General features: G+C 75.5%; 23 protein-coding genes. 7 read left to right on the top strand and 16 right to left on the bottom strand.

The genetic code is table 11. From position 1 onward, the window contains the following. Positions 1 to 4: 4 nt before the first annotated feature. The 6 genes from ACFYNO_RS17105 to ACFYNO_RS17080 all read right to left on the bottom strand — a co-directional run bounded on the left by ACFYNO_RS17105 (position 5) and on the right by ACFYNO_RS17080 (position 5,156). A complete protein-coding gene (locus ACFYNO_RS17105) occupies positions 5 to 1,033 on the bottom strand; it encodes a branched-chain amino acid ABC transporter permease (RefSeq protein ID WP_388012025.1) in 1,029 nt (342 codons plus the stop codon). Beyond that, a complete protein-coding gene (locus ACFYNO_RS17100; RefSeq protein WP_388012023.1) occupies positions 1,030 to 1,896 on the bottom strand; it encodes a branched-chain amino acid ABC transporter permease in 867 nt (288 codons plus the stop codon). The genes ACFYNO_RS17105 and ACFYNO_RS17100 overlap by 4 nt, the downstream gene beginning before the upstream one ends. Beyond that, positions 1,896 to 2,612 carry an ABC transporter ATP-binding protein gene (locus ACFYNO_RS17095; protein ID WP_388012021.1) on the bottom strand — a complete coding sequence of 239 codons (717 nt, stop codon included), beginning with the start codon at positions 2,610 to 2,612 and terminating at the stop codon, positions 1,896 to 1,898. Before ACFYNO_RS17095 ends, ACFYNO_RS17100 begins: the two co-directional genes overlap by 1 nt. Then, positions 2,609 to 3,373, bottom strand: coding sequence for an ABC transporter ATP-binding protein (locus ACFYNO_RS17090; protein ID WP_388012019.1), 765 nt, complete (start codon positions 3,371 to 3,373; stop codon positions 2,609 to 2,611). The genes ACFYNO_RS17095 and ACFYNO_RS17090 overlap by 4 nt, the downstream gene beginning before the upstream one ends. Positions 3,374 to 3,378: 5 nt before the next feature. Continuing rightward, the gene (locus ACFYNO_RS17085; protein ID WP_388012017.1) at positions 3,379 to 4,629 is read right to left on the bottom strand and encodes a substrate-binding domain-containing protein; all 1,251 of its coding nucleotides are present in this window, start codon (positions 4,627 to 4,629) and stop codon (positions 3,379 to 3,381) included. Between the two features lie 131 nt (positions 4,630 to 4,760). Then, positions 4,761 to 5,156: a GNAT family N-acetyltransferase gene (locus ACFYNO_RS17080; RefSeq protein ID WP_388012015.1), complete on the bottom strand. Its 396-nt coding sequence runs from the start codon at positions 5,154 to 5,156 to the stop codon at positions 4,761 to 4,763. Between the two features lie 140 nt (positions 5,157 to 5,296). Here ACFYNO_RS17080 and ACFYNO_RS17075 point away from each other — a divergent pair, with 140 nt between their 5' ends. Further along, a complete protein-coding gene (locus tag ACFYNO_RS17075) occupies positions 5,297 to 5,929 on the top strand; it encodes a TetR/AcrR family transcriptional regulator (RefSeq protein ID WP_388012013.1) in 633 nt (210 codons plus the stop codon). A 29-nt stretch (positions 5,930 to 5,958) separates the two neighbouring features. Next, positions 5,959 to 7,494: an MFS transporter gene (locus ACFYNO_RS17070; RefSeq protein ID WP_388012011.1), complete on the top strand. Its 1,536-nt coding sequence runs from the start codon at positions 5,959 to 5,961 to the stop codon at positions 7,492 to 7,494. A 1-nt stretch (position 7,495) separates the two neighbouring features. Here ACFYNO_RS17070 and ACFYNO_RS17065 read toward each other — a convergent pair whose 3' ends face one another. Both ACFYNO_RS17065 and ACFYNO_RS17060 read right to left on the bottom strand, forming a co-directional pair. Continuing rightward, positions 7,496 to 8,227 (bottom strand): hypothetical protein, encoded by a 732-nt coding sequence (locus tag ACFYNO_RS17065; protein ID WP_388012009.1) that lies wholly within the window; start codon positions 8,225 to 8,227, stop codon positions 7,496 to 7,498. A 379-nt stretch (positions 8,228 to 8,606) separates the two neighbouring features. Beyond that, positions 8,607 to 9,440: an SAM-dependent methyltransferase gene (locus ACFYNO_RS17060; protein ID WP_388012007.1), complete on the bottom strand. Its 834-nt coding sequence runs from the start codon at positions 9,438 to 9,440 to the stop codon at positions 8,607 to 8,609. A 373-nt stretch (positions 9,441 to 9,813) separates the two neighbouring features. On the opposite strand from ACFYNO_RS17060, the gene ACFYNO_RS17055 reads away from it, so the two are divergent. Genes ACFYNO_RS17055 through ACFYNO_RS17040 form a run of 4 tightly spaced genes read left to right on the top strand, consistent with a single transcriptional unit; the run spans position 9,814 to position 12,851 of the window. Next, a complete protein-coding gene (locus tag ACFYNO_RS17055; protein WP_388012005.1) occupies positions 9,814 to 10,389 on the top strand; it encodes a sigma factor-like helix-turn-helix DNA-binding protein in 576 nt (191 codons plus the stop codon). Beyond that, positions 10,386 to 11,108 carry a hypothetical protein gene (locus ACFYNO_RS17050; RefSeq protein WP_388012003.1) on the top strand — a complete coding sequence of 241 codons (723 nt, stop codon included), beginning with the start codon at positions 10,386 to 10,388 and terminating at the stop codon, positions 11,106 to 11,108. The genes ACFYNO_RS17055 and ACFYNO_RS17050 overlap by 4 nt, the downstream gene beginning before the upstream one ends. 56 nt (positions 11,109 to 11,164) lie before the next feature. Beyond that, positions 11,165 to 11,938, top strand: a complete 774-nt coding sequence (locus ACFYNO_RS17045; RefSeq protein WP_388012001.1) for a maleylpyruvate isomerase family mycothiol-dependent enzyme — start codon at positions 11,165 to 11,167, stop codon at positions 11,936 to 11,938. A 13-nt stretch (positions 11,939 to 11,951) separates the two neighbouring features. Then, the gene (locus ACFYNO_RS17040; RefSeq protein WP_388011999.1) at positions 11,952 to 12,851 is read left to right on the top strand and encodes an aminoglycoside phosphotransferase family protein; all 900 of its coding nucleotides are present in this window, start codon (positions 11,952 to 11,954) and stop codon (positions 12,849 to 12,851) included. A 7-nt stretch (positions 12,852 to 12,858) separates the two neighbouring features. Here the strand turns inward: ACFYNO_RS17040 and ACFYNO_RS17035 are convergent, their stop codons facing one another. The 3 genes from ACFYNO_RS17035 to ACFYNO_RS17025 form a co-directional block, all read right to left on the bottom strand. Next, positions 12,859 to 14,070, bottom strand: a complete 1,212-nt coding sequence (locus ACFYNO_RS17035; protein WP_388011997.1) for an MFS transporter — start codon at positions 14,068 to 14,070, stop codon at positions 12,859 to 12,861. Beyond that, positions 14,067 to 14,591, bottom strand: a complete 525-nt coding sequence (locus ACFYNO_RS17030; protein ID WP_388011995.1) for a hypothetical protein — start codon at positions 14,589 to 14,591, stop codon at positions 14,067 to 14,069. The genes ACFYNO_RS17035 and ACFYNO_RS17030 overlap by 4 nt, the downstream gene beginning before the upstream one ends. Positions 14,592 to 14,751: 160 nt before the next feature. After that, positions 14,752 to 15,369, bottom strand: coding sequence for a TetR/AcrR family transcriptional regulator (locus ACFYNO_RS17025; protein WP_388011993.1), 618 nt, complete (start codon positions 15,367 to 15,369; stop codon positions 14,752 to 14,754). A 125-nt stretch (positions 15,370 to 15,494) separates the two neighbouring features. Between ACFYNO_RS17025 and ACFYNO_RS17020 the strand changes: the two genes are divergently transcribed. After that, complete coding sequence (locus ACFYNO_RS17020; protein WP_388012578.1) at positions 15,495 to 16,475, top strand: alpha/beta hydrolase family protein; 981 nt, start codon at positions 15,495 to 15,497, stop codon at positions 16,473 to 16,475. A 70-nt stretch (positions 16,476 to 16,545) separates the two neighbouring features. Here the strand turns inward: ACFYNO_RS17020 and ACFYNO_RS17015 are convergent, their stop codons facing one another. From ACFYNO_RS17015 to bla, 5 genes are all read right to left on the bottom strand, one after another. Continuing rightward, a complete protein-coding gene (locus ACFYNO_RS17015; protein WP_388011991.1) occupies positions 16,546 to 17,205 on the bottom strand; it encodes a nucleotidyltransferase domain-containing protein in 660 nt (219 codons plus the stop codon). Between the two features lie 85 nt (positions 17,206 to 17,290). Then, complete coding sequence (locus tag ACFYNO_RS17010) at positions 17,291 to 18,184, bottom strand: DUF2797 domain-containing protein (RefSeq protein ID WP_388011989.1); 894 nt, start codon at positions 18,182 to 18,184, stop codon at positions 17,291 to 17,293. Between the two features lie 9 nt (positions 18,185 to 18,193). Then, complete coding sequence (locus tag ACFYNO_RS17005) at positions 18,194 to 18,877, bottom strand: response regulator (protein ID WP_388011987.1); 684 nt, start codon at positions 18,875 to 18,877, stop codon at positions 18,194 to 18,196. Positions 18,878 to 18,921: 44 nt separating this feature from the next. After that, the gene (locus ACFYNO_RS17000; protein ID WP_388011985.1) at positions 18,922 to 20,175 is read right to left on the bottom strand and encodes a sensor histidine kinase; all 1,254 of its coding nucleotides are present in this window, start codon (positions 20,173 to 20,175) and stop codon (positions 18,922 to 18,924) included. Positions 20,176 to 20,424: 249 nt separating this feature from the next. Then, positions 20,425 to 21,339 carry a class A beta-lactamase gene (bla, locus tag ACFYNO_RS16995; protein ID WP_388011983.1) on the bottom strand — a complete coding sequence of 305 codons (915 nt, stop codon included), beginning with the start codon at positions 21,337 to 21,339 and terminating at the stop codon, positions 20,425 to 20,427. Positions 21,340 to 21,353: the final 14 nt, after the last annotated feature.

The raw sequence follows: 21,353 nt of genomic DNA, 5'->3' as shown, positions 1-21,353 counted from the left end.
GTCGTCACGTTCGTTTGCCGAGCCGGGCGGGCAGCCGGGCCAGTCCGCCGGGCAGCAGGTACACCACGGCCACGAAGAGCGCGCCGAGCAGGAAGAGCGGCTGCGAGAGCGGCACCCGCAGCACCCCGGGCAGACCGGCCACGGAGGAGGAGTTGGCCAGGTCGCCGAGCCGGTGCGCGGCCCAGGTGTAGAGCACGCCGCCGAGCAGCGGCCCCCACCGGGTGCCCGAGCCGCCGAGCACCACCATGACCAGCAGCGCCAGCGTGGCGTCCGAGCTCGCCGCCTGCGGGGTGGCGCCGCCGGTGAGCAGCAGGTAGACCACTCCCCCGGCGCCGGCCAGCCCGCCGGCCAGCACGAAGGAGAGCAGCTTGAAGCCGTACGGGCGCAGCCCCAGCACCTCCACCCGGCGTTCGTTCTCCCGGATGCCCGCCCAGACCCGCCCGGCGGGCGAGCCGACGGCCCGGCGCACCACGGCGACGGTGAGCACCAGGTAGGCGAGGGCGAGCCAGTAGAGGTTGGCGGTGTTGCCGATACCGACCAGGGCGCCGGGCAGCCGGTCGGCGGGCACGGCCCGGCCCTCCTCGCCGCCGGTCAGGCCGCCGGGGTCGCGCTGCACCAGGATCGCGCCGGCCTGGGCGAAGGCGAGGGTGACCATGGCGAAGCCGATGCCGGTGACCCGCAGGCTGGCGGCGCCGAGCAGCAGCGCCAGCAGCACCGAGGCGCCGGTGCCGGCCAGGGCCGCGAGGGCGAACGGCAGGTGGAGGTCGAGCATCGCCAGGTCGGTGGCGTACAGGCCGGTGGCGAAGTAGAGGGCGTGGCCGAAGGAGAGCAGTCCGGTGTGGCCGAGCAGCAGGTCGTAGCCGGTGGCGAGGCCGCCGTAGACCAGGCAGAGCGCGAGCAGTTGGAGGCTGCCGGGGCTGCCGAGCGGGCCGTCGAGCAGTCCGGGGACGGGCAGGGCGCTGTAGGGCGCGGCAGCCAGCAGGAGCAGCGGCAGCACCGGCCACCAGCGGCGCAGGGTGGCGGGGACGGTCATGCGAGCCTCCCGGTGAGTCCGCCGGGCCGCGCGAGCAGCAGCAGGGCGAGCAGGGCGACCACGGAGAGGTCGCCGAGGCCGCCGGCGGCGTAGTAGTTGGCGAACTGCTGGACGAGGCCGACCACCACGGCCGCGGCGGCGGCGCCGGTGACGGAGCCGAGGCCGCCCATCACCACCACGACGAAGGCGAAGATCAGCAGGCCCGGCCCCTGTCCGGGGTTGACGGAGCCGAAGTAGAGGCCGGCCAGCGCCCCGCCGAGCGCGGCGGCGGCGCCGCCGATGGCGAAGACCAGGGTGAAGGCCTTGCGGACGTCGATGCCGAGCGCGGTGACCATGGCCCGGTCCTCCACCCCGGCCCGGACGATCAGCCCGTAGCGGGTGCGGGCGAGGAAGAGCCGCAGCGCCAGCAGCACCAGCACGGCGGCGGCGATCAGCACGAACCGGTTGCGGGGCACGGCCGCGCCGAGCAGGTGCACGGTGCCGGCCAGGCCGGCGGGCTGCGGGAAGCCGCGGGCGTCGGAGCCCCAGGTGCCGGCCAGCAGCGCGGGCACGGCCAGGCCGACGCCGACGGTGGCCAGCACCTGGTCCCGGGGCCGCCGGTAGAGCGGGCGGATCAGGGCGAGTTCGAGCAGCACGGCGGCGAGCGTGCCGGCGGCGGTGCCGAAGGCCAGGGCGGGCCAGAAGCCCAGGCCGCCGCTGGTGGCTCCCCACCAGGCGGCGTAGGCGCCGATGGAGAGCAGCGCGCCGTGCGCGAGGTTGAGCACGTCCATCAGGCCGAAGATCAGCGAGAGGCCGGCGGCGACCAGGAAGTAGAGGGCGCCCAGGCCCAGGCCGGTGCAGGTGAGCAGCACCACGGTGCCCATCAGGAGGCCTCCTTCGGCGGTCGGTGGATGCCGACGCCGAGCAGCCGCCGGGCGGCCTCCTCGTCGGCGAGCAGGTCGGCGGTGGGGCCCTGGTGGGCGGTGCGGCCGTCGGCGAGCACGGCGCAGGGGCCGGCGATCCGGCGGACCAGGGCGAGGTTCTGTTCGACCAGCAGCACGGGGACGCGTTCGGCGACCCGGGCCAGCGCCTCGGCGACCTCGGCGACGATCTTCGGGGCGAGGCCCTTGGTGGGTTCGTCGGCGATGATCAGGCGGTTGCCGTTGAGCAGGGTGCGGCCGATCGCCACCATCTGCTGCTGGCCGCCGGAGAGCGTGCCGGCCAGCTGCCTGCGGCGCTGCTTCAGTTCGGGGAAGAGCTCGTGGACCAGCTGGTAGGCGGGTTCGGCGTCGCGTTCGGCCAGCCGGAGGTTCTCGGCGACGGTGAGTCCGGCGAAGACGCCGCGGTCCTCGGGGGCGTAGCCGATGCCCTGGCGGGCGATCAGGTGGGTGGGCATGGCGCTCAGTTCGGTCCCGGCCAGGCGGACGCTGCCGGTGCGCGGGACCAGGCCGAGCAGCGCCTTGGCGGTGGTGGTCTTGCCGGCGCCGTTGCGCCCGAGCAGGGCGGTGACGCCGGTGGCGGCCACGTCGAGGTCGACGCCGTGCAGGATGTGCAGGCCGTCGATGACGACCCGCAGGCCGCGGACGCTCAGGAGCGTCACAGCGCCTCCCCGAGGTAGGCCTGCTGCACGGTGGCGTCGGCCATCACGGCCTCGGGCGTGTCCAGGGCGAGCAGGGTGCCGTGGTGCATCACGGCGAGCCGGTCGGCGAGGCCGAGCAGCACGTCCATGTGGTGTTCCACCATCAGCACGGTGCGGCCGTGGTCGCGGTGGACGGAGCGGATCAGCTCGACCAGGGCGGGGACCTCCTCGGCGCTGACCCCGGCCATCGGTTCGTCGAGCAGGATCAGCCGGGGGTCGCCGACCAGCAGCACGGCGAGTTCGAGCTTGCGCTTCTCGCCGTGCGAGAGCGCGCCGGCCGGGGTCTCGGCGCGGTGGCCGAGGCCGGTGCGGGCCAGCGTCTCGTCGACCTGCCCGCCGTACCGCCCGGCCCGCCGCCAGAGCCGGTAGCCAGCGCCGGGCCCGGCGGCGGCCTGGGCGGCGAGCCGGAGGTGCTCGGCGACGGTGAGGCCGGGCCAGAGCGAGGAGGTCTGGAAGGTGCGGCCGAGCCCGCGCCGGGCCCGGGCGTGCACGGGCGCGGTGGTGAGGTCGGTGCCGTCGAGGGCGATGCTGCCGCGGGTGGCCGGGTGGATGCCGGTGATCAGGTTGAAGAGCGAGGTCTTGCCGGCGCCGTTGGGGCCGATGAAGGCCAGGAACTCGCCCTCGGCGACGCTGAAGCTGACGTCCTCGACGATCGGCACGCCGCGCACCGACCAGCCGAGGCCGCGCACCCCGAGGACGGGTGCTGTGCTGCTCCCCTGCATGCCGGTCAGCCGGCGAACGGGGTGACGGGCGGGGCCACCTGCTCGGCAGGGAGGGTCTTCACCACGCTGGGCCGGGCGGCGTCGCCGGTGCCGGTGAGCTGGACCTGGAACATCGGCTGCAGCAGCGCGTGGTCGGCGGCCCGGATGGTCAGCCGGCCCTTGACGCCGTCGAAGCTCCAGCCCTCCAGTGCCTTGACCAGCGCCGAGGTGTCGTCCGCGGAGCCGTGGTCCGCCTCCACCGCGTGGACGATCATCTGGGCGGCGGTGAAGCCGTCGGGGGTGAAGATGTCGGGCTTGCCGCCGTCCTTGGCGAGGGCGGCGGTCATCGCCTTCTCCACCTCGGTGCCGGCGGCGCCGCCGAAGTAGTGGTCGAGGAAGGAGATCTTCTCGCCGGCCGGGCCGAACAGCGGGTAGGAGGCGGCCAGGTCGAGGCCGGTGACCACCTTGGTCGCGGCGAAGACGTCCTGCTGGGTGAGCGAGGTCCACAGCGCGGAGGCGGTGTCGCCGGCCCAGGCGACGAAGAGCAGGTCGGGCCTGGCGGCCTTGGCCTGGGTGGCGAACGGGGTCAGGTCGGTGGCGCTGGGCGGGGCGAGCACCGAGTCCACGGTGGCGCCCTGCGCGCCGAGCACGGCCTTGACGGCGGCGACGTTGGCCTGGCCGAAGGCGTTGTCCTGGGCCAGCACGGTGACCTTCTTGCCGGCGGCGTCGCCGAGGAAGGAGGAGGAGGCCAGGATGTCCTGGTAGGACTGCCGGCCGGACCGGAAGGTGTAGGTGTTCAGGCCGGTGACCTTGTCGGCGGCGGCCGGGCCGCTGATGAAGAGCACCCGGTTCTGCGCGGCGATCGGGGCGACCTGGAGGGCGACGCCGGAGGCGGTGGAGCCGGCCAGGATCTTGTAGCCCTTCCCGATCAGGTCCTTGGCGGCGGAGACGGCCTTGGCCGGGTCGCCGGCGTCGTCCTGCTCGGTGAACTCGATCCGGTGCCCGCCGACGGTGCCGCTGCCGTGGGTGGCGTAGTCCAGTCCGGCCTTGAAGCCGTCCAGGTACTGCTTGCCGTAGGCGGCCAGCAGGCCGGTCCTGGAGTAGACCAGCCCGACCTTGACGGGGTCCTTGGCGCCGCCCGTCCCGGCGGCCGGGGTCCCGGCGGTGCCGGCCTTGGCGCAGGCGGTGGCGGTGGCGGTGACGAGCAGGCCGACGGCCGCGAGGACGGCCAGCCGCCGGCCGGCGGCGGCTCTGGTGGGGAGGGCGGGAGAGGGCATGGTCGGCTCCTGACGTGCTGGTCCGCAGCGGTGGGATGCCGGAACCGTAGAACCGCCGCGCCGGGCGCGACATATGGTGAGTCACCGCACCGACCGTGCCCGGCATGTGACGGGCCACCATGCCGGTGCGCTCAGCCGGCCGGGGTCAGCCGCATCAGCCGGTCCTGCTGGACGGCGAAGCCCAGCGACTCGTAGAACGGCACCGCGCCGGCCTCGGCGGCCAGCAGGGTGTGCCGCACTCCTTGGGCGCGGGCCCAGTCGGTGAGCGCGCCGACCATCCGGCGGCCGAGCCCGGCGCCCTGGTGCTCGGGGTGCACGGCGACGTCGACCACCATCAGGTAGAGGCCGCGGTCGCCGATCAGCCGGGCCATCCCGACGGCCCGGTCGCGGTGCCGGGCGACCACGCCGTAGACCGTGGTGCGCAGCGCCGTGCGGCAGGCCTCGGGCTCGGGAGCGGTCCAGCCGACGGCGCGGCGCAGCTCCCGGAACTCCTCGGCGCTCGGGAGTGCTTCGTCAATCCGGTACATGATCACCGAGGCTAGCCAGCCGCCGCGCTGCCACGTGCCGCGGGCGAGTGGTGTGTCGCGGGGCCGCCGGCCCCCACTGTTCAAGTGGACGTCGCGCGTCGGGCTTTGACGTCCTGACAGGGTGAGCTCAGACTGTCAGCATGTCAGGGGTTCCCCTCGCCGGCGGCAGACCGGCCAAGCCCGGGCGGCACGCCCAGGTCGTCGCGGCGGCGGCCAAGGTGTTCGGCCGCTACGGCTACAAGCGCAGCTCGATGGCGCTGATCGCCGAGGCCGCCGGGCTCTCCCGTCCCGCCCTCTACCAGGACTTCAACGGCAAGGAGGACGTCTTCCGGGCCATGGGCGCCCAGCTGCTGGAGGACGTGCTGCGCACCGCCGAGGCCGCCGCCCGCTCGGCGGAGGGCACCGCCGAGCGGCTGTACGCCGTGCTCGCGGTCAGGCTGGAGATGGCGCTCGACCCGGTGGACGCCGAGTTCCGCGCCGAGCTGCTGACCGAGGCGGGCGTGGTCGCCGCCGACCTGTTCGCGGCCTTCAAGGAGCGCTTCGCCGCCCTGGTCGAGGAGCTGCTGACGGCGGCCGCCGGGGAGCTGGAACTGCTCGGCGAGCTGCTGCCGGCCCGGGACTGCGCCCTGCTGCTGCTGGACGCCGTCAGCGGCATCAGCCAGGAGCGGACCGACCCGGAGTCCGCCCGCCGCCGGCTGCGCCAGCTCGTCGAGCTGACGGTCCGCAGCCTGGCCGGCGCCCGCCCCGCCGTGGCCGCGAGCCGCCCGTCATGACCCGCCCGCCCCCTGAGGAGCTGCCTTCCGTGTCTGCCGCTTCCGCGCACCTCGCGGCGTTGGACGCCGCGGCCGCCTACCGGCGCCGGTGGGCGATCCTGGCCGTGCTCAGCCTCTGCCTGGTGATCAGCGGGCTGGACGCGCTGGTCATCGCCATGGCCGTGCCCAGCGTGCAGGCCGACCTGAACGCCTCGGCCGGCCAGATGCAGTGGACGGTGGACGCCTACACGCTCGGCTTCGGCGGCCTGCTGCTGATCGCCGGCGGCCTGGGCGACCGTTTCGGCCACAAGCTGGTGCTGCTGGTGGGCCTGGCCGTGCTGCTGGGCTTCTCGCTCGGCGCCGCCTTCTCCCACACGGTGGCCGAACTGATCGCCAGCCGGGCCGGCATGGGCCTGGGAGCGGCGCTGGTCATGCCGGCCACCCTGGCCATCGTCAAACAGGTCTTCCCGCCCGAGGAGCAGGCCCGGGCGGTCAGCGTCTGGTCGGGCGCGGCCGGGCTCGGCATCCCGCTCGGCCCGCTGGTCGGCGGCTTCCTGCTGGACCACTACTGGTGGGGCGCGATCTTCCTGGTCAACGTGCCGGTGGTGTGGATCGCGCTGCTCGCCGGCGCGCTGCTGATCCCGGGCCGGGAGCGCGCGGCGCGGATGCCGCTGGACCTGGTCGGCGCGGTGCTCTCCGGGGTCGGCCTGGTCGCCGTGGTGTACGGCCTGATCGAGGTGCCGGTCTACGGCTGGGACACCACCGGCACCGCCCTGCCGCTGGCCGGCGGCGCGCTGCTGATCGGCGCCTTCGTGCTCTGGGAGCGCCGGGCCGTGCACGCGATGCTGCCGATGGAGCTGTTCCGGGACCGCCGGTTCAGCGGGTCCGCGGCCGCGCTGACCTGCCAGGCGTTCGCGCTCTCCGGCAGCCTCTTCGTGCTCACCCAGTACTTCCAGCTGGCCCGGCACCACAACCCGCTGCCGGCCGGCTTCCGGCTGCTGGCCGTCTGCACGCTGATCCTCTCCGCGCCGCTGGCGCCGAAGGTGGTGCAGGCGATCGGGGACCGGCTCACCGTGGTCGCCGGCCTGCTGATCATCGCGGCCGGCGCCTTCCTGCTGGCCACCGCGGCCGTGACCGACGAGCACACCGTGCAGGCCGGCCTCGCCGTGATGGGCGTGGGCATCGGCCTGGCGGTCCCGCCCTCGGTGGACGGCATCCTGGCCGGCGCGCCCCAGCGGCAGGCCGGCACCGCCTCGGCGGTGAACGACACGGCGCTGCAGGTCGGCGGCGCGATCGGGGTGGCCGTGCTCGGCAGCGTGCTGACCACCTCCTACCGCCAGGCGCTGACCGGCACCGCCCAGCTCTCGGCCGACCAGCAGCACGCCGCCCGCGACTCGATCGGCGCCGCGCTGGGCGTGGCCGAGCAGCTGGGCCACTACGGGCACGGCGGGGCGCAGCTGGTGGGCAGCGCCACCCACGCCTTCGGCGCCGGTCTCGGCGCGACCTCGGTGACCAGCGGCTGCGTGGCGCTGCTGGGCGCGCTGGCGGCGGCGGTGATCATGCCGCGGCGCAGCTCGCCCCGCTGACTCAGTACACCCGGGCCCCGCATCCGGCGGGCATCAGCACCGCGCCGTCCAGGCCCGCCCCGCGCGCCGAGCCGACCCGCAGGCAGGCCTCGGTGCCGCCGGCCCAGGCCGGGTACTCGACCTCCACCCCGATCACGCTCAGCCCCCCGGCGGGCGTGTGCAGCTCGGCCCGCACCGGCCCGGCGGGCAGCTCGCCCGTCAGGTCGCCGACCGCGAACAGGCCTTGCGGGCCCGTCCCCACCGCCTCCGTCACCTCGAACCGCCAGTGCTGCTCGGCCGCCCGCAGCAGCCCGGCGCTCTCCCGCCCCCGCGCCGCCAGCTCGGCCCGCCCGGCGGCCACCTGGTGCGCCACCGCGCAGCAGAGCGGCACGGCGGTGGCGTGCTCGGTGTCCACCCGGGTGAACCCCTCGAACGGCAGGAACTCCAGCATCGCCCCCAGCAGGCTGCCCGCCCCCGCCCGCGCCCACGGGTGCCCGTGCGCGGCGATCCCCACCAGCACGGGCGCGGCGGCGGCCGCGGCCGGCATCACCACGGCGAGCTGACGGTCCACCAGCACGCTGTCGAACAGGTAGCCGGTCGCACCGACCGCCTCCGCCTGGTCCCCGGCGAGTGCCAGCGCCCGCAGTCCCCGGCTGGCCGACCGCCGGACGAAGGCCGGTGGATCGGGGCTGCGGACCGACTCCCAGTCGATCCGGTCGATCGCCTCGGCCACCGCCTGTATGCCGCTCGCCATGCCCCGGGTGACCTCGCTGTTCCTGTGTGCGCTCTCAGGAAACTCATCCTGGTCCACAGGGAAGGCGGGGGACAACAGCGGGCGGGGTGCTGGGACAGACCTGTCACATAGCGTTCAGCGGGTGTCGGTGCCGGCCGGGCAGCCGTCGCCGCCTCGGGCCGTCACCACCGCGGGCGCCGGGGCCGGCAGAGCGGCCCGCCGCGGGCACTCCCCCGGCCGTGGTCGCACTCCGGCCGGTCGCCGCAGCGCGGCATCCCCCGGCGCAGACCCTGACATGCCTGGGCGGATCGCCGGCACGACCTCCGCCATCGCCCACCACCACGGCTCCCACCCGGTTCCACGAGGGCAGGCTACCGTCCGGCCCGGCCCCCGCACCGGCTCAGGGCCGGATCGCCACCCCGCCCAGGCAGGAGGCCTCCGCGTCGGTGATCGGCGGCTCGGCGGAGGGCTGCGGGCGCCAGCGCGGGGTGGCCACGATGCCGGGGGCGAGCAGGTCCCAGCCGGTGAAGAACCGGGTCACCTCCGGGCGGCTGCGGGCCAGGCCGGGAGTGCCGGAGGTGCGGTAGACCTGCTCCAGCCGCTCGGTCTCCCGGGGCGCGTAGTCGGGGGTGAAGTGACTGATCACCAGGGCGGAGCCGGTGGCCGGCAGGGCCGCCTTGAGGGCCTCGGTGATCTCGTGGGCGTGCTCGGGCACGAAGTGCAGCAGGGCGACCATGCTCAGCGCGATCGGCCGGGTGAAGTCGAGCACGCCGGTCTCCCGGGCGGCCGCCAGCACCGCCTCCGGGTCGCGGACGTCGGCCTGCACGTAGGCGGTGCGGCCCTGCGGGGTGCTGTGCAGCAGGGCCTTGGCGTGGGTGAGCACGATCGGGTCGTTGTCGGCGTAGACCACCCGGGCGTGCGGGGAGACGCGCTGGGCGATCTCGTGCAGGTTGGGCGAGGTGGGGATGCCGGTGCCGATGTCCAGGAACTGGGTGATGCCGGACTGGGCGAGCGCGTCGGTGGCCCGGTGCATGAAGGCGCGGTTGGCGCGGGCGGCGCTGCGGACCCAGGGGAAGGCCGCCAGGGCGTGCGCGGCGGCCTCGCGGTCGGCGGGGAAGTTGGTGGTGCCGCCCAAGTAGTAGTCGTACATCCGCGCCGAGTGCGGGCGGTGGATGGCGAGGTTGACCTCGACGTCCGGCGCCGGCTGCTGCTCGGCGTACCCCTGGTCGGCCATCTGTCCCCCTGCGTCGTGAACCCGAGTGGCGCGGCGTGGTGCGTGCGGTCTGGCGTGGTGTGGCGTGGTGGTGCGCGGCCCTGGCGCGGCCCGCCTTCATCCATTCCCCCACCCGGTCGCGGCAACCGAACCCCTCCCCGCACGGGGATCGCGAGATCGGCAGAAGTTGATCATATCTGACGTCTCATCATCTCTTGGATCGTCAGATCACGCACGGGTTGGTCATATTGCGATCGTCTTCGCATATGGGGCCTCAGTGCGATTGGATGTCCGCGTGGAGGACAGCAGTTCTCCGACAGCTACCACCGCCGTCATCCGGGGCCCGGGGCGGCGGTCGACCGCCGCACCCGCCGGGGTCCGGTGAGGAGGTCCCTTGACCAGTGACGACGGGTGGGCAGATGTCCGGCCCGCCCACCGACTCTCCTACCAGGCGTACTGCGAGGGCCAGGACCGGACCTGGCGCGCGCTGGCCTGCTCCCGCCTGGACGGGCCGGACCTCGTCGACCAGGCCGTGCGGAACATCCGCGCCGACCTGAAGCGGCTCTGGGCCGCCGCGCTGCGCGAGCCCGACACCGACGCCTACGCCTGGCTGATCGCCAAGGAGCAGGTCTCCGCGCTCGCCCTGGGCACCGGCGGTACCCCGCCGCCCGCCGTGGTGGCGGACTGGCTGCTCATCCTCCGCAGTGCCGGGATCCCCTGGGAGCGTCCCGCCGCCGACCACGACCTGCTGTACCAGGCCGTGCTGCGGCTGCCCGAACGGCAGTACGACATGATCGTGCTGCACCACCTGCTCGGTCTGGAACTCGCCGAGGTCGCCCGCTACTTCGGCGCCCCCGAGGCGCAGACCCGGACCGCCGTCGGCCAGGGCCTGGCCAAGCTGCGCCGGCTCCTGCGCGCGGACCCCTCCCCGAGCAGCACTCCCGACAGCGGCATGGAGGACGTGAAGTGACGGGTCGCGACCGCCGCTCGGCCACTCCCGCCGGCTTCGGGGCGGGGTTCGGCTACCTGTCCACGCCCCGGCCCGCTGCGGCGCCCGCGGCCGCGCCCGACCCGGCGCCCGGGCTCCCCGGCGGCGCCCTGCCCGACCTCAAGCGCCTCTACCGCGCCCCCGCGCCCTACGGTGCCGAGCACGCCCAGGCCTGCCACGAGCTGGACCTGGCCGCCACCCTGGTGCTCGCCCAGCCCGAGGCCGCGACCAGCCTGACCCTGCTGACCGACAGCCCGGCGCGGATCCACCCCGGCGGCGCCCTGGTGCTGGCCGCCCTGCTGCACCTCACCGGCTACGCCGACGCCTGCCAGTTCTGGCTGCAGTTCGCGGCCGGCGGCGGCAACCCGACGGCGGCCAGCCTGCTCTCGCTGCAGCACGCCAGCCGGGGCGAGCACCGGGACGCGCACTTCTGGCGCGGCCGCGCCGAGCAGTTGGCCGCCGAGCCGCCGGCCCCCGCTCAGACATCCTGCCGGCTGCGCGAGCCGCTGCCCGCCGCGCTCTGGACCGCCACCCTGGCCGCCTGCCACGACGGCCTGACGCTCAATCTGCCGCCCCGGGTGGCCGCGGTCGTCCACCAGCTCCCGGTGGACCGGGACGACGAGGACCACGGCGAGATCCCGCAGCCCTCGCGCACCCTGGTCGACGACCTCGCCCGCGCGGCCGGGGCGGACCGCGCCTGACGGGCGCTCGAAATAACCGGTGTCCGAGCTCCTGACCCGGGTGATAGACATCCGGCGTGCAAGAGACTCTTGAGTACACCGACCTGCTGCGGCTGATCGACGAGCGGGCCACCGCCTTCCGCACCGCGATAGCCGCCGCGCCCGGCCTGGACGCGCAGGTACCCTCCTGCCCCGACTGGACGCTGCTCGACCTGGCCGAGCACATCGGCGTGGGCCGCCGCCGCTGGGCCGCCACCGTCGCCGCCGGCCCCGGGGCCACCGCCAGGGCCGAGCCGCTGGGCGACACCACCGCCCCGCGCGAGCTCGAGGCGCTGCTGGCCTGGCTGGCCGAGTCGACCGAGCTGCTGCTGGACGCGCTGCGCGCGGCCGAGCCGGACCGCGCCTGCTTCACCGGCTGGGGCGCCAGCCAGTCCCCGCACACCTGCGCCGGCGTGGCCCGCCGCCAGTTGCACGAGTACGCGGTGCACACCTACGACGCCCAGCTCACCGCGGGCGCCCCGGAGCCGCTGCCGACCGAGGTGGCGCTCGACGGTGTCGAGGAGTTCCTGCACACCTGCAACGCGACCACCAGCCCCTGGCCGGGCGAGCCCACCACCCTCGACTACCGCGCCGCCGAGGGCCGGTCCTGGCGCCTCACCCTCGACGGCGCCGGTGCCCGCGCGGCCCGGCTCCCCGCGGGCGGCGCGGCGCAGGCCCCCGGCGTCTGCGCCGACGCCGCGGCGAGCGACCTGGTCCTGGTGATGTACGGCCGCCTCCCGCTGGAGACCCTGGTCATCGGCGGCGACCGGGCGGTGCTGGACCAGCTGGTCGAGTGGGACCCGGAGGAGTAGGCCGGGCCCTGCGATGACACTCCACCAGAACGAGGTGCGGGTGGACGAGTCCGCCGTCCGGTCGCTGCTGCTCGAGCAGCGGCCGGACTGGGCCCGCCTCCCGCTGGCCCGCGCCGGCGCGGGCACCGAGAACACCATGTACCGCCTCGGCGACGACCTGTTGCTGCGCCTGCCGCGCACGCCGTCGGCCGCGGGCGACCTGGCCAAGGAGCGCCCCTGGCTGCCCCGGCTGGCCCCGCGCCTGCCGTTCCGGGTGCCGGAGCCGGTGCACGAGGGCGGGCCGGGCGCCGCGTACCCGCTGCCCTGGGCGGCGTACCGGTGGATCGAGGGCGCCGAGCCCGGTCCCGGCTCGGTCGACGACTGGCCGGCCTTCGGCACCGACCTGGCCGCGTTCGTCGGCGCCCTGCACGCCGTACCGCTGCTGGGCGCCGTCCGCGCGGGCGGGCTCAGCTGGTACCGGGGCGGCAGCCTGCGGGACTGCGCCGAGTGGGTGGGCAAGGCCTTCGACGGCTGCGCCGCGCTGGACGGGCTCGATCTCGACACCGGGAAGCTGCGCGCGCTCTGGGAGTCCGCCCTGGCGCTGCCCGAGCCGTCCGGGCGGCAGGTCTGGCTGCACGGCGACCTCAAGCCCACCAACCTGCTGGTCCGGGAGGGCCGGCTGCACGCGGTGATCGACTTCGGCTCGCTCTCGGTCGGCCACCCCGACGCCGAGCACGCCGCCGTCTGGGACCTGCCGGCACCGGCGCGCGAGGCGTACTGGGCGGCGCTCGACCTGGACGGACAGACCTGGCTGCGCGCCCGCGCCTGGGCGATCGCCGTCGGGGTGAGCGGGGTGGAGTACTACTGGCACAGCTACCCGGCCTTCGTCGCCGAGTGCCTGGCCCGGCTGCGCGCGATCCTGGCCGCCGCCTGACCTCCCGTCAGCCGGCCGGCACCGGGTGCTCCAGGGTCCGGGTGCTGCGCGAGAGCAGCGGTGACAGCACCGCCGCCCCGAACAGCACTCCGCCGACCACGGCCACCTCCGGCCCGCCGACCAGCGCGGCGGCGGGCCCGGCGGCCACCTGTCCGACGGGGACGGCGAGGTAGGAGCCCAGGTCGTCGTAGGAGGAGACCCGGGAGAGCACCTCGTTGGGCACGTGCTCCTGGACGGTGGTGTCCCAGGCGACGGCCAGCAGCCCGGTGCCCAGGCCCGCGAGGAAGGCGGCCGCGGCCAGCGGGGCGGTGCCGGCGTGCAGGCCCAGCATGATCATCGGCACGGCGAAGAAGGCGTAGCCGAGCTGACCCGCCATCAGGAACCGGCGGATGGTGATCCGGTACATCAGCAGGTTCATCACCAGCAGACCGGCCGCTCGGGCGCTCAGCACCAGCCCCCAGCCGGTCGCCCCGATGGTGCCCTTGGCGAGCGCCGGACCCAGCGTCACCCAGATGCCCACGTAGAAGCAGTTGCTCACGGCGAACGCCGCCACGCTGGCGAAGACCCAGGTGCGGGCGCGGAACTCCGCCCAGCCCTCGCGCAGTTGGGCCGGCAGCCCGGCCCGGCCGCCGCTGGCGGGCAGTTCGGGCACCCGCAGCCGCGCCAGGCAGAGCGCCGCCAGCGCGTAGCTCGCGGCATCGGCGGCGATCGCCCACCCGCCGCCGACCGTGGCCACCGCGATGCCGGCCACCGTCGGCCCGAAGATCGAGATCGCGTTCTTGGTCGACCCCAGCGCCGCGTTCGCCCGCTGCCTCTGCTCCGCCCCGACCAGCTGCGGCACGATCCCGCGCAGGGCCGGATTGGTGAACGCGGCGAGCATCCCGTTGCCGAACTGCAGGGCGGCCATCGTCCCGAGCTGGTAATGGTGCGTCACCAGCAGCGCGGCCGCGCCCCCTTGGGTGAGCGCCGCGCCGAGGTTCGACACCACCAGCACCGTGCTGCGCTTGATCCGGTCCGCGACCGCCCCGCCCAGCAGCAGGAAGACCAGCATCGGCACGCTCCGCGCGGCCAGCACGATCCCCAGGTCCCCGGCGCTGCGCGCGTACTGCAGCACCGCGAACGCCAGCGCCACCGGCGCCATCGAACTGCCGAGCATCGACACCAGCCGCCCGGCGAAGAACCAGCGGAAGGCGGCGGACTGGAACGGGCCCGGAGTCACGGTGTCACCGCGGGAGGAGCCGCGGGCACCCTCGTCAGGCTCGCGCTCACCGCTTCGCTCTCCCCGATCCCGATTCCGCGCAGGCGGGCCCAGCCGTCGAGGTGGTGGCAGGCCCAGGCCGGGTCGTAGGCGGCGGTGGGGAGCGCGGGGATGCGCTTGCGGCCGGTCTCGTCCAGGCGGTACGGCTCCTCGAAGGCCGTGTGCCAGGCCCGGACGGCCGGCCCGAACCGCTGTTCCGCCTCCTCGGCATCGATCCCGAGGTAGGCGGCGATCTCCTCCCAACTGCTGCCGCGTTCGCGCTCGTAGACCACGGCGGAGGCCAGCGCGCGCTCGGCCAGCTCGACCAGCTGCCGCGCCTGACTGGCCCGCCCGCCGAGCCCGGTGGCGGTGTCGTACCGGGTGCCCACCAGCCCGGCGGCGCTGTCGGAGAGCTCCACCGCCTGCTCGGAGAGCACCAGCCGGGCCAGCGCCTCACGGGTGTACCCGGCCCGGTCCCGGTCGTAGGGGGTCGTTTCGGTCATGCGGGCCAGGCTCCCACACGTCCTGCGACCTCAGTCCGCCCGGCGGGTCGGGCCCAGGTCCAGCACGCCGGGGTAGGTGTCCAGCGCGACGCAGTGGTCCGCCCTTGCCCGGCCGCATGCCCGCCGAGCAGGGGACCCGACCCGGCCGGAGCTGACAGCCTCACCCCTCGGCGCCCGCCCGGAGCCCGTGCAGCAGCACCCGCACCAGTCGGCGGGCGTCGTAGTGGGGGTCGCTGCCCCCGCCGATGCAGAGGTTGCCGATGCCGCGCATCAGCTCGAGGGCCGGCACCTCCCCGCCGATCTCGCCGATCTCGCCGGTCCGGACGCAGGCCTCGAGCAGGTCGGCGCAGACCGGGACCAGGCGGTCGAGGAAGTAGGCGTGCAGGGCCTCGAATCCGCTGTCGGCCTGGAGGGCGTTGGCGAGCCCGTGCTTCGTGACCAGGAAGTCGACGAAGAGGTCCACCCACGCGCGCAGCGCCGCGAACGGGCTCTCGCTCGCGGCCAGCAGATCGGGACCGGCCTCGGCGCAGGCCTCCACCTGGTGGCGGTAGACGGCGACGACCAGGTCGGCCCGGGTCGGGAAGTGGCGGTAGATGGTGCCGACGCCGACCCCGGCGCGGGCGGCGATCTCCCGGATCGGCACGTCGATGCCGGAGGCGACGAACGCCTCGGCCGCGGCGGCGAGCAGCGCCTGTTGGTTGCGCACGGCGTCGGCCCGCTTGCTCCGTGCGGGCACCCCGGCGGACTGGCCTGCTGCGGACACCGTGTTCTCCTTCATTCGCCTTCGGTCACTCCACGGAACGACGAGCCGGGCCGAGCCCGGTCACATCCTCTGGGCCAGGATGGCATTGACCAAACGGAACATGGTTCCGTATCGTTAACGGAACAACGTTCCGCTTCATTCTGCCGCCCACCACGGGAAGGGCCTCCCTCGTGCACACCTCCACCGCCGTCCTCTCGCTCGCCCCCGTCCGACTCCCCGCGCCCGGGCGCGCCGCCGAGCTCCAGGTGCGCGTCTCCGTCCCCGCGAACGACGACGGCCGCGACCTGCCGATCGTCCTGCTCTCGCACGGCGCCGGCCCCTCGCGCCACCTGCCCTCGCTGTACGGCTACGCCCCGCTGGCCGACCACTGGGCGGCGCAGGGCTTCGCCGTGATCCAGCCGACCCACCTCAACTCGCCCACCCTGCAACCCGATCCCGCCGTCTCCGCGGCCCCCGACGCACCGCTGCACTGGCGCTCCCGCACCGAGGACATGAAGCGCGTCCTGGACGGGCTCGACGTGATCGAGGCCGCCGTCCCCGGCCTGCGCGGCCGCCTGGACCGCAAAGCGGTGGCCGTGGCCGGCCACTCGCTCGGCGGCCACACCGCGAGCCTGCTGCTCGGCGCCCGGCTGACCGACCCACGCGACGGGCGGCTGCTGGACCTCGCCGACCCGCGGATCACGGCGGGCGTGCTGCTCGCCGCGCCCGGCCGCGGCGGCGACGCGCTGACCGCGGACGCGGCCACCCACCACCCCGTCCTGCTCGGCATCGACTTCTCCACCATGGCCGCGCCCGCCCTGGTGGTCGCCGGCGACCGGGACGACTCCCCGCACCTGACGCCGCGGGGCCCGGACTGGCACGCCGACCCGTACCATCTCTCCCCCGGCCCCAAGTCGCTGCTCACGCTCTTCGGCGCCGAGCACGGTCTCGGCGGCATCGCCGGCTACGACGCCGCCGAGACCACCGCAGCCGACACCGCCCCCGAACTCCTCGCCGCCGTCCGCCGCCTCACCACGGCCTACCTGCGCAGCGCGCTGCGCCCCGGCGACCCGGCCTGGGAGCGGGCCCGCGAGACGCTGGCCGCCGAGCCCCGGCCGGCCGGGCGGATCGACGCCAAGTAGCCCGCCGATCCGACGCCGATCCGACGTGGGCCCTCGGCTCCCCGGCTGACGCGCCGTCCGCCCCCGCGTCTCACTCCCCCGATTCGGCCGGCTCGGCCAGCTCGGCCAGCCACCGGTGTCCGGGATGCACCCGCTCCAGCCAGCCGCGAAGCCTCGCGCGCCGGGCCGGACCGAGCAGCGGCAGCGCCCCCTCGAAGTCCGCGCGGTCCTTGGGCCGTGCGGCCTTGGCCTTGAAGAGCAGCGCCACCTCCGGCACCAGGTACGGAATCCCCTCCGCCGTATGCGCGATGACCGCTTCATACGGCAATCGGATCGCCGGGTCGCGACGGCAGATCCACAGCTCGCCGTCGTGCGGTTCGCGGAAGACGTCGAGCCGGTAGTCGCCGTCCGCCGGCTCGCGCAGCCAGGTCTGGTGGTGCGCGGCGAGCGCGTCGGCCGGTGCGTCCGCCCAGATCCGGCCGTCGCCGACCACGTCGAACGCGTACCCGGCGAAGTGCTCGCGCAGCTGCGGAAAGCGCGCGGCCGGGATGGCGATCTCCAGATCCTCGTGCGGTCGAGTCGGGCCCTCGCCCCGGAACAGGTCCACCGCCCAGCCACCGGCGACGCACCACCGCACGCCGCAGCCGCGCAGCCGTTCGGCCGCCTCCTCCGGGGTCCACGCATGCGCCCAGCGGGCTTCCAGCTCAGCGGTCTCGGCCACGACGCCGCCGGGCGGCAGGGAATCCGTCACCCCTCGACGCTACCCCCGAGCGCCGGCGGACGAGGGCCGTTCGCCCCCCGTTCAGCCCCCCCCGGGGGGCGGATCGGTACGCGGATCAGAACAGCGCATCCTGCGGCTCCTCGTGCACGATCGGCGCCAGGTCCGCCGAGAGCCCGGCGCCCGCCCCGGCCCGGGTCAGCGCCCAGCCCGCCAGCAGCCGGGAGTCCAGCAGCACCAGCCCGTCGGCCGCCCCCGTCCTGAGGTAGAGGTCCGGCCCGATCCGGCAGACGACCTGACCGGCGATCACCTGACCCGGCGTCAGCGGCAGCACCAGCGCGACCGGCCGCAGGCCGGCGGCCGGCAGCCCGTACGTCTCCGCGTGGTCCAGCAGGTCCCCGCCGGCCAGGGCGCCCTCCACCGGCGGCGCCAGGCCGGCCGCCTCCCGCAGCTCCGCCGCCCGCTGCTGCGCGCTCGCGGGCCGCAGCCGGGCCCGCCGCTTGGCCGGCGTCGGGATCCGCTCCGGCACCCGCAGCACCCGGCTGACCAGTGTCTCGGTCCGCCGCGCGCCGGGCAGCCGGGAGCGGGCCAGCAGCAGCGAGGCCAGCGCGCCCTGCTCCAGCAGCCGGGCGGTGCCGCGCTGGGCGGCGGTGATCCCGACCTTCAGTCCGGCGCTGCCGTGGTGGGCCAGGTAGACCACGAACTCGCGCGGGTCGTCCATCGCGGTGTCGGTCGCCACCGAGTGCGAGCGCGCGGCCCGTTCGCAGACCTCGCAGCGGGCCGAGGTCGCGCCGGGCGCCACCTCGGCGTCGAAGGGGCACGGCACCGGGCGGCTGGAGCGCCGCAGTCCGGTGCAGCGGCGGTCCGGTCCGACCAGCAGCGCCGGCTCGGCGCCGACCGGCAGCGGGCTGCGGTGCGCCTGGCCGCCCGGTCCGGCCCACTCCAGCCGGGCCTGGCCGGATCCCCAGCTGAGCCCGGTGGTGCGCCAGGGGGGCGCGGCGGCGCTGCTCATCCGGGGCCCCTACCGCGCCTCGTCGTCCAGCAGCCCGGCGTCGTGCGCGAGCAGGGCGATCTGCACCCGGTTGTTCAGCCGCAGCTTGGCGAGGATGCCGGAGACGTGCGACTTGACGGTGGCGAGGCTCATGAAGAGCTCGGTGGCGATCTGGGCGTTGGCCATGCCGCGGCCGACCCGGACGGCCACCTCGCGCTCGCGCTCGTTGAGCCCGGCCAGCCGCTGCCGGGCGCGGGCCTGCCGGTCGTCGGCCCCACCGGGACCGCCCCCGCCGGCCGCGTGCCGGATCAGCTGGCGGGTGACGGCCGGCGAGAGCACCGGATCACCGGCGGCCACCCGGCGCACCGCCGCCACGATCTCCTGCGGCGGGGTGTCCTTGAGCACGAAGCCGGCCGCGCCCGCGCGCAGCGCCCGCAGCACCAGCTCGTCGGCGTGGAAGGTGGTGAGCAGCACCACCTGGGGCGCGTCCGGCCGGGTGCGCAGCCGCTCGGTGGCGGTCAGGCCGTCCACGCCCGGCATCCGCACGTCCATGAGGACCACATCGGGGCGGGTCCGCTCGACCAGCTCCGCGACCTCGCTGCCGTCGGCCGCCTCGCCGACGATCTCGATGTCGTCGGCCCCGCCCATCATCAGGGCGAGCCCGGCGCGCACCAGCGGATCGTCGTCGACCAGCAGCAGTCGGATCGGTGTCATGGGGCCCAGCCAACCACACCGGACGGACGGCGCCGGGCCGGCCGTCAGGTCCACGGCAGCCTGGCCAGGACCTCGAAGCCACCGTCGGGGGTCGGGCCGGAGTCGAGCGTGCCGCCGGCCAGCAGGGCCCGCTCGCCCAGGCCGATCAGGCCCTGGCCGGAGCCGGGGACGTGCGGCACCTCGCCGGTCGGGGCGGGGTTGCGGACGGCCAGGGTGAGCCGGCCGCCCGGCGCGCCGCTGAGCGTGACGGTGACCGGGGCGCCGGGGGCGTGCTTGCGGGCATTGGTGAGCGCCTCCTGGGTGATCCGGTAGGCGGTGCGGCCCAGCGAGGCGGGCGCACCGGCGGGATCGACGACCTCCTGGTCCAGCTCGACGGCCATGCCGGCCTCGCAGGACTCGGCGACCAGCTCCTTCAGCGCGGCCAGCGTCGGTTGCGGGCGGCCGGCCTCGTCACCGTCGCCGGTGCGGAGCACGCCGATGATCTCCCGCAGGTCCTGCAGCGCCTCGTGGGCGCTGGCCCGGATCACGCCGGCCGCCCGCGCCACGTCCTCCCGGGGTGCGTCGGGGCGGAGCTCCAGGGCGCCCGCGTGCACGCTCAGCAGGCTGAGCCGGTGGGCGAGCACGTCGTGCATCTCGCGGGCGATCTCGGCCCGGGCGGCGCGCTGGGCCTGCTCGGCGCGCAGCCGGGCCTCGGTCTCGGCGCGCCGGGCGCGGTCCCGCAGGCTGACCATCAGCTGGCGTTTGGCGCGGACGAACATGCCCCAGCCGATCACCAGCAGCGTGAGCACCACGGAGAACACGATCACGCCGGCGTAGGAGAGGTCGGAATCGGGCCGCAGCCAGTAGTAGACGGGTATGAACGAGAGCTGGGCGGCGCCGACCCAGGCCACGTACTTGAACGGCCGGTGCACGGCCAGGCTGAACAGGCCGACCAGCACCGCGCCGCCCGCGGTGTTCGACAGCAGCCCGGTGGCGACCAGCCCGACGGCCAGCCCGAGCGGCCACCGCCGGCGCAGCCACACGGCGCAGCAGGCGAGCGCGCCGAGCGCCATGTCCAACCCGGCGTAGCCGTGCGGGAGGCCGTGCTCCTTGCGCACGGAGTCGGCTCCGGCCAGGGCGACCAGCACGACCAGGAGGAAGCAGGAGACATCGACGATCCAGTCCCGGGTGGTGCGGCGGGAGCGCCCGCGGCCGGTCCGTTCGCGGTCGGGGTCGAGCTCGTCGGCGACGGCGGAGGGCAGCCACCAGCGCCACTTCGGGAAGAGCGGCGGGGTCCGGGTGGTCTGGTCGTCGATCACGGGCACCAATGTACGGAGCCGCCGACCACCCGACCCGCCCGCACGGGCGCAACCAGCACTTCGGCAGGGCAGTTCCCTACTTTCGGCTAGGGGAGCGGCTCCTTGGGCCGGCCTTTCGGCCGACCGGGTTCCAGCCGGACGGCCGATGGTTGCGCGGGCCGGCGCCGGCAGGCTTCCGGGCATGAGGAACACGCTGAACACCCCGGTCGCCCTGCCCCGCTCCACCGCGCCGACCGCCCGCCCGGCCCCTCAGCCGAGCCCGGCGATGGCAACCCCGGTCGCGTTGGCCAGCAGGTCGTCGTCCGAGCGCGCGTCCTTGGTGCCCCGCTCGGAGAGCAGGGCGACGACCAGCGGTGCCCGGTCGCCCGCGGGCCAGACCACCGCGATGTCGTTGCGGGTGCCGTAGCCGGCGTTGCCGGTCTTGTCGCCGACCCGCCAGCCGCCCGGCACCCCGGCGCGGATGTAGGGGTCGCCGGTGGTGTTGGCCGCCAGCAGGTCGGTCAGCATCCGCCGCCGGGCCTCGGGCAGGGCCGTCCCGAGGGCGAACTGCCGCAGGTCGGTGGCCAGCTGGCGGGCCGTGCTGGTGTCCCGGGCATCGCCGGGCGTGGCCTCGTTGAGCGTCGGCTCGGTGCGCACCACGTTCGTGGTGGCGTCCCCGAGGGCGCGCAACGCCTGTTGGACGGCGTCGGGGCCGCCCAGCTCCGCGGTGATCAGGTTGGCGGCGGTGTTGTCGCTGTGGTCCAGCTCGGCGGCGAGCAGGTCGTGGACGGTCATGCCGTCGGCCACGTGCTGCGAGGTGACGGGTGCCCAGGAGAGCACGTCCTCCTGGCGGTAGGTCACGCGCTTCGCCAGCTCCGCGTCCGAGGCCTTCCCCAGCAGCACCCCCGCCGCCAGCGCCTTCCCGGTGGAGGCGAAGGCGAACCGCTCGTCGGCCCGGTAGGCCAGCTCCCGCCCGTTGCCGGTGTCGAAGGCGTAGACCCCGAGCCGGGCGCCGTAGCGCTGCTCGAGCTGCCCGAAGGCCCGGTCCGAGGAGCCGGCCGGGCTCGCGCCGGCCGGGCTCGGCGCCGGCGGTGCGGCGGCCCTGCCCGGGCTGCTCCCGCCGCACCCGCTCAACAGGGCGGCCGCCAGCACTCCGCCGGCGGCGAGCGCGGCACGGATTCGCATCACGGGTTCTCTCC

This window comes from Kitasatospora sp. NPDC006697, assembly GCF_042869935.1.
Taxonomy (GTDB): Bacteria; Actinomycetota; Actinomycetes; order Streptomycetales; family Streptomycetaceae; genus Kitasatospora.
Note: the sequence above shows the minus strand (reverse complement) of the source record. Positions and strands in the feature narration are given on the sequence as shown.

Bases quoted from the DNA above. Each gene is read 5' to 3' on its own strand.
- ACFYNO_RS17105 (WP_388012025.1), bottom strand. From the start codon at position 1,033: ATGACCGTCCCCGCCACCCTGCGCCGCTGGTGGCCGGTGCTGCCGCTG.
- ACFYNO_RS17100 (WP_388012023.1), bottom strand. From the start codon at position 1,896: ATGGGCACCGTGGTGCTGCTCACCTGCACCGGCCTGGGCCTGGGCGCC.
- ACFYNO_RS17090 (WP_388012019.1), bottom strand. From the start codon at position 3,373: ATGCAGGGGAGCAGCACAGCACCCGTCCTCGGGGTGCGCGGCCTCGGC.
- ACFYNO_RS17085 (WP_388012017.1), bottom strand. From the start codon at position 4,629: ATGCCCTCTCCCGCCCTCCCCACCAGAGCCGCCGCCGGCCGGCGGCTG.
- ACFYNO_RS17080 (WP_388012015.1), bottom strand. From the start codon at position 5,156: ATGTACCGGATTGACGAAGCACTCCCGAGCGCCGAGGAGTTCCGGGAG.
- ACFYNO_RS17075 (WP_388012013.1), top strand. From the start codon at position 5,297: ATGTCAGGGGTTCCCCTCGCCGGCGGCAGACCGGCCAAGCCCGGGCGG.
- ACFYNO_RS17065 (WP_388012009.1), bottom strand. From the start codon at position 8,227: ATGGCGAGCGGCATACAGGCGGTGGCCGAGGCGATCGACCGGATCGAC.
- ACFYNO_RS17060 (WP_388012007.1), bottom strand. From the start codon at position 9,440: ATGGCCGACCAGGGGTACGCCGAGCAGCAGCCGGCGCCGGACGTCGAG.
- ACFYNO_RS17040 (WP_388011999.1), top strand. From the start codon at position 11,952: ATGACACTCCACCAGAACGAGGTGCGGGTGGACGAGTCCGCCGTCCGG.
- ACFYNO_RS17030 (WP_388011995.1), bottom strand. From the start codon at position 14,591: ATGACCGAAACGACCCCCTACGACCGGGACCGGGCCGGGTACACCCGT.
- ACFYNO_RS17025 (WP_388011993.1), bottom strand. From the start codon at position 15,369: ATGAAGGAGAACACGGTGTCCGCAGCAGGCCAGTCCGCCGGGGTGCCC.
- ACFYNO_RS17010 (WP_388011989.1), bottom strand. From the start codon at position 18,184: ATGAGCAGCGCCGCCGCGCCCCCCTGGCGCACCACCGGGCTCAGCTGG.
- ACFYNO_RS17005 (WP_388011987.1), bottom strand. From the start codon at position 18,877: ATGACACCGATCCGACTGCTGCTGGTCGACGACGATCCGCTGGTGCGC.
- bla (WP_388011983.1), bottom strand. From the start codon at position 21,339: ATGCGAATCCGTGCCGCGCTCGCCGCCGGCGGAGTGCTGGCGGCCGCC.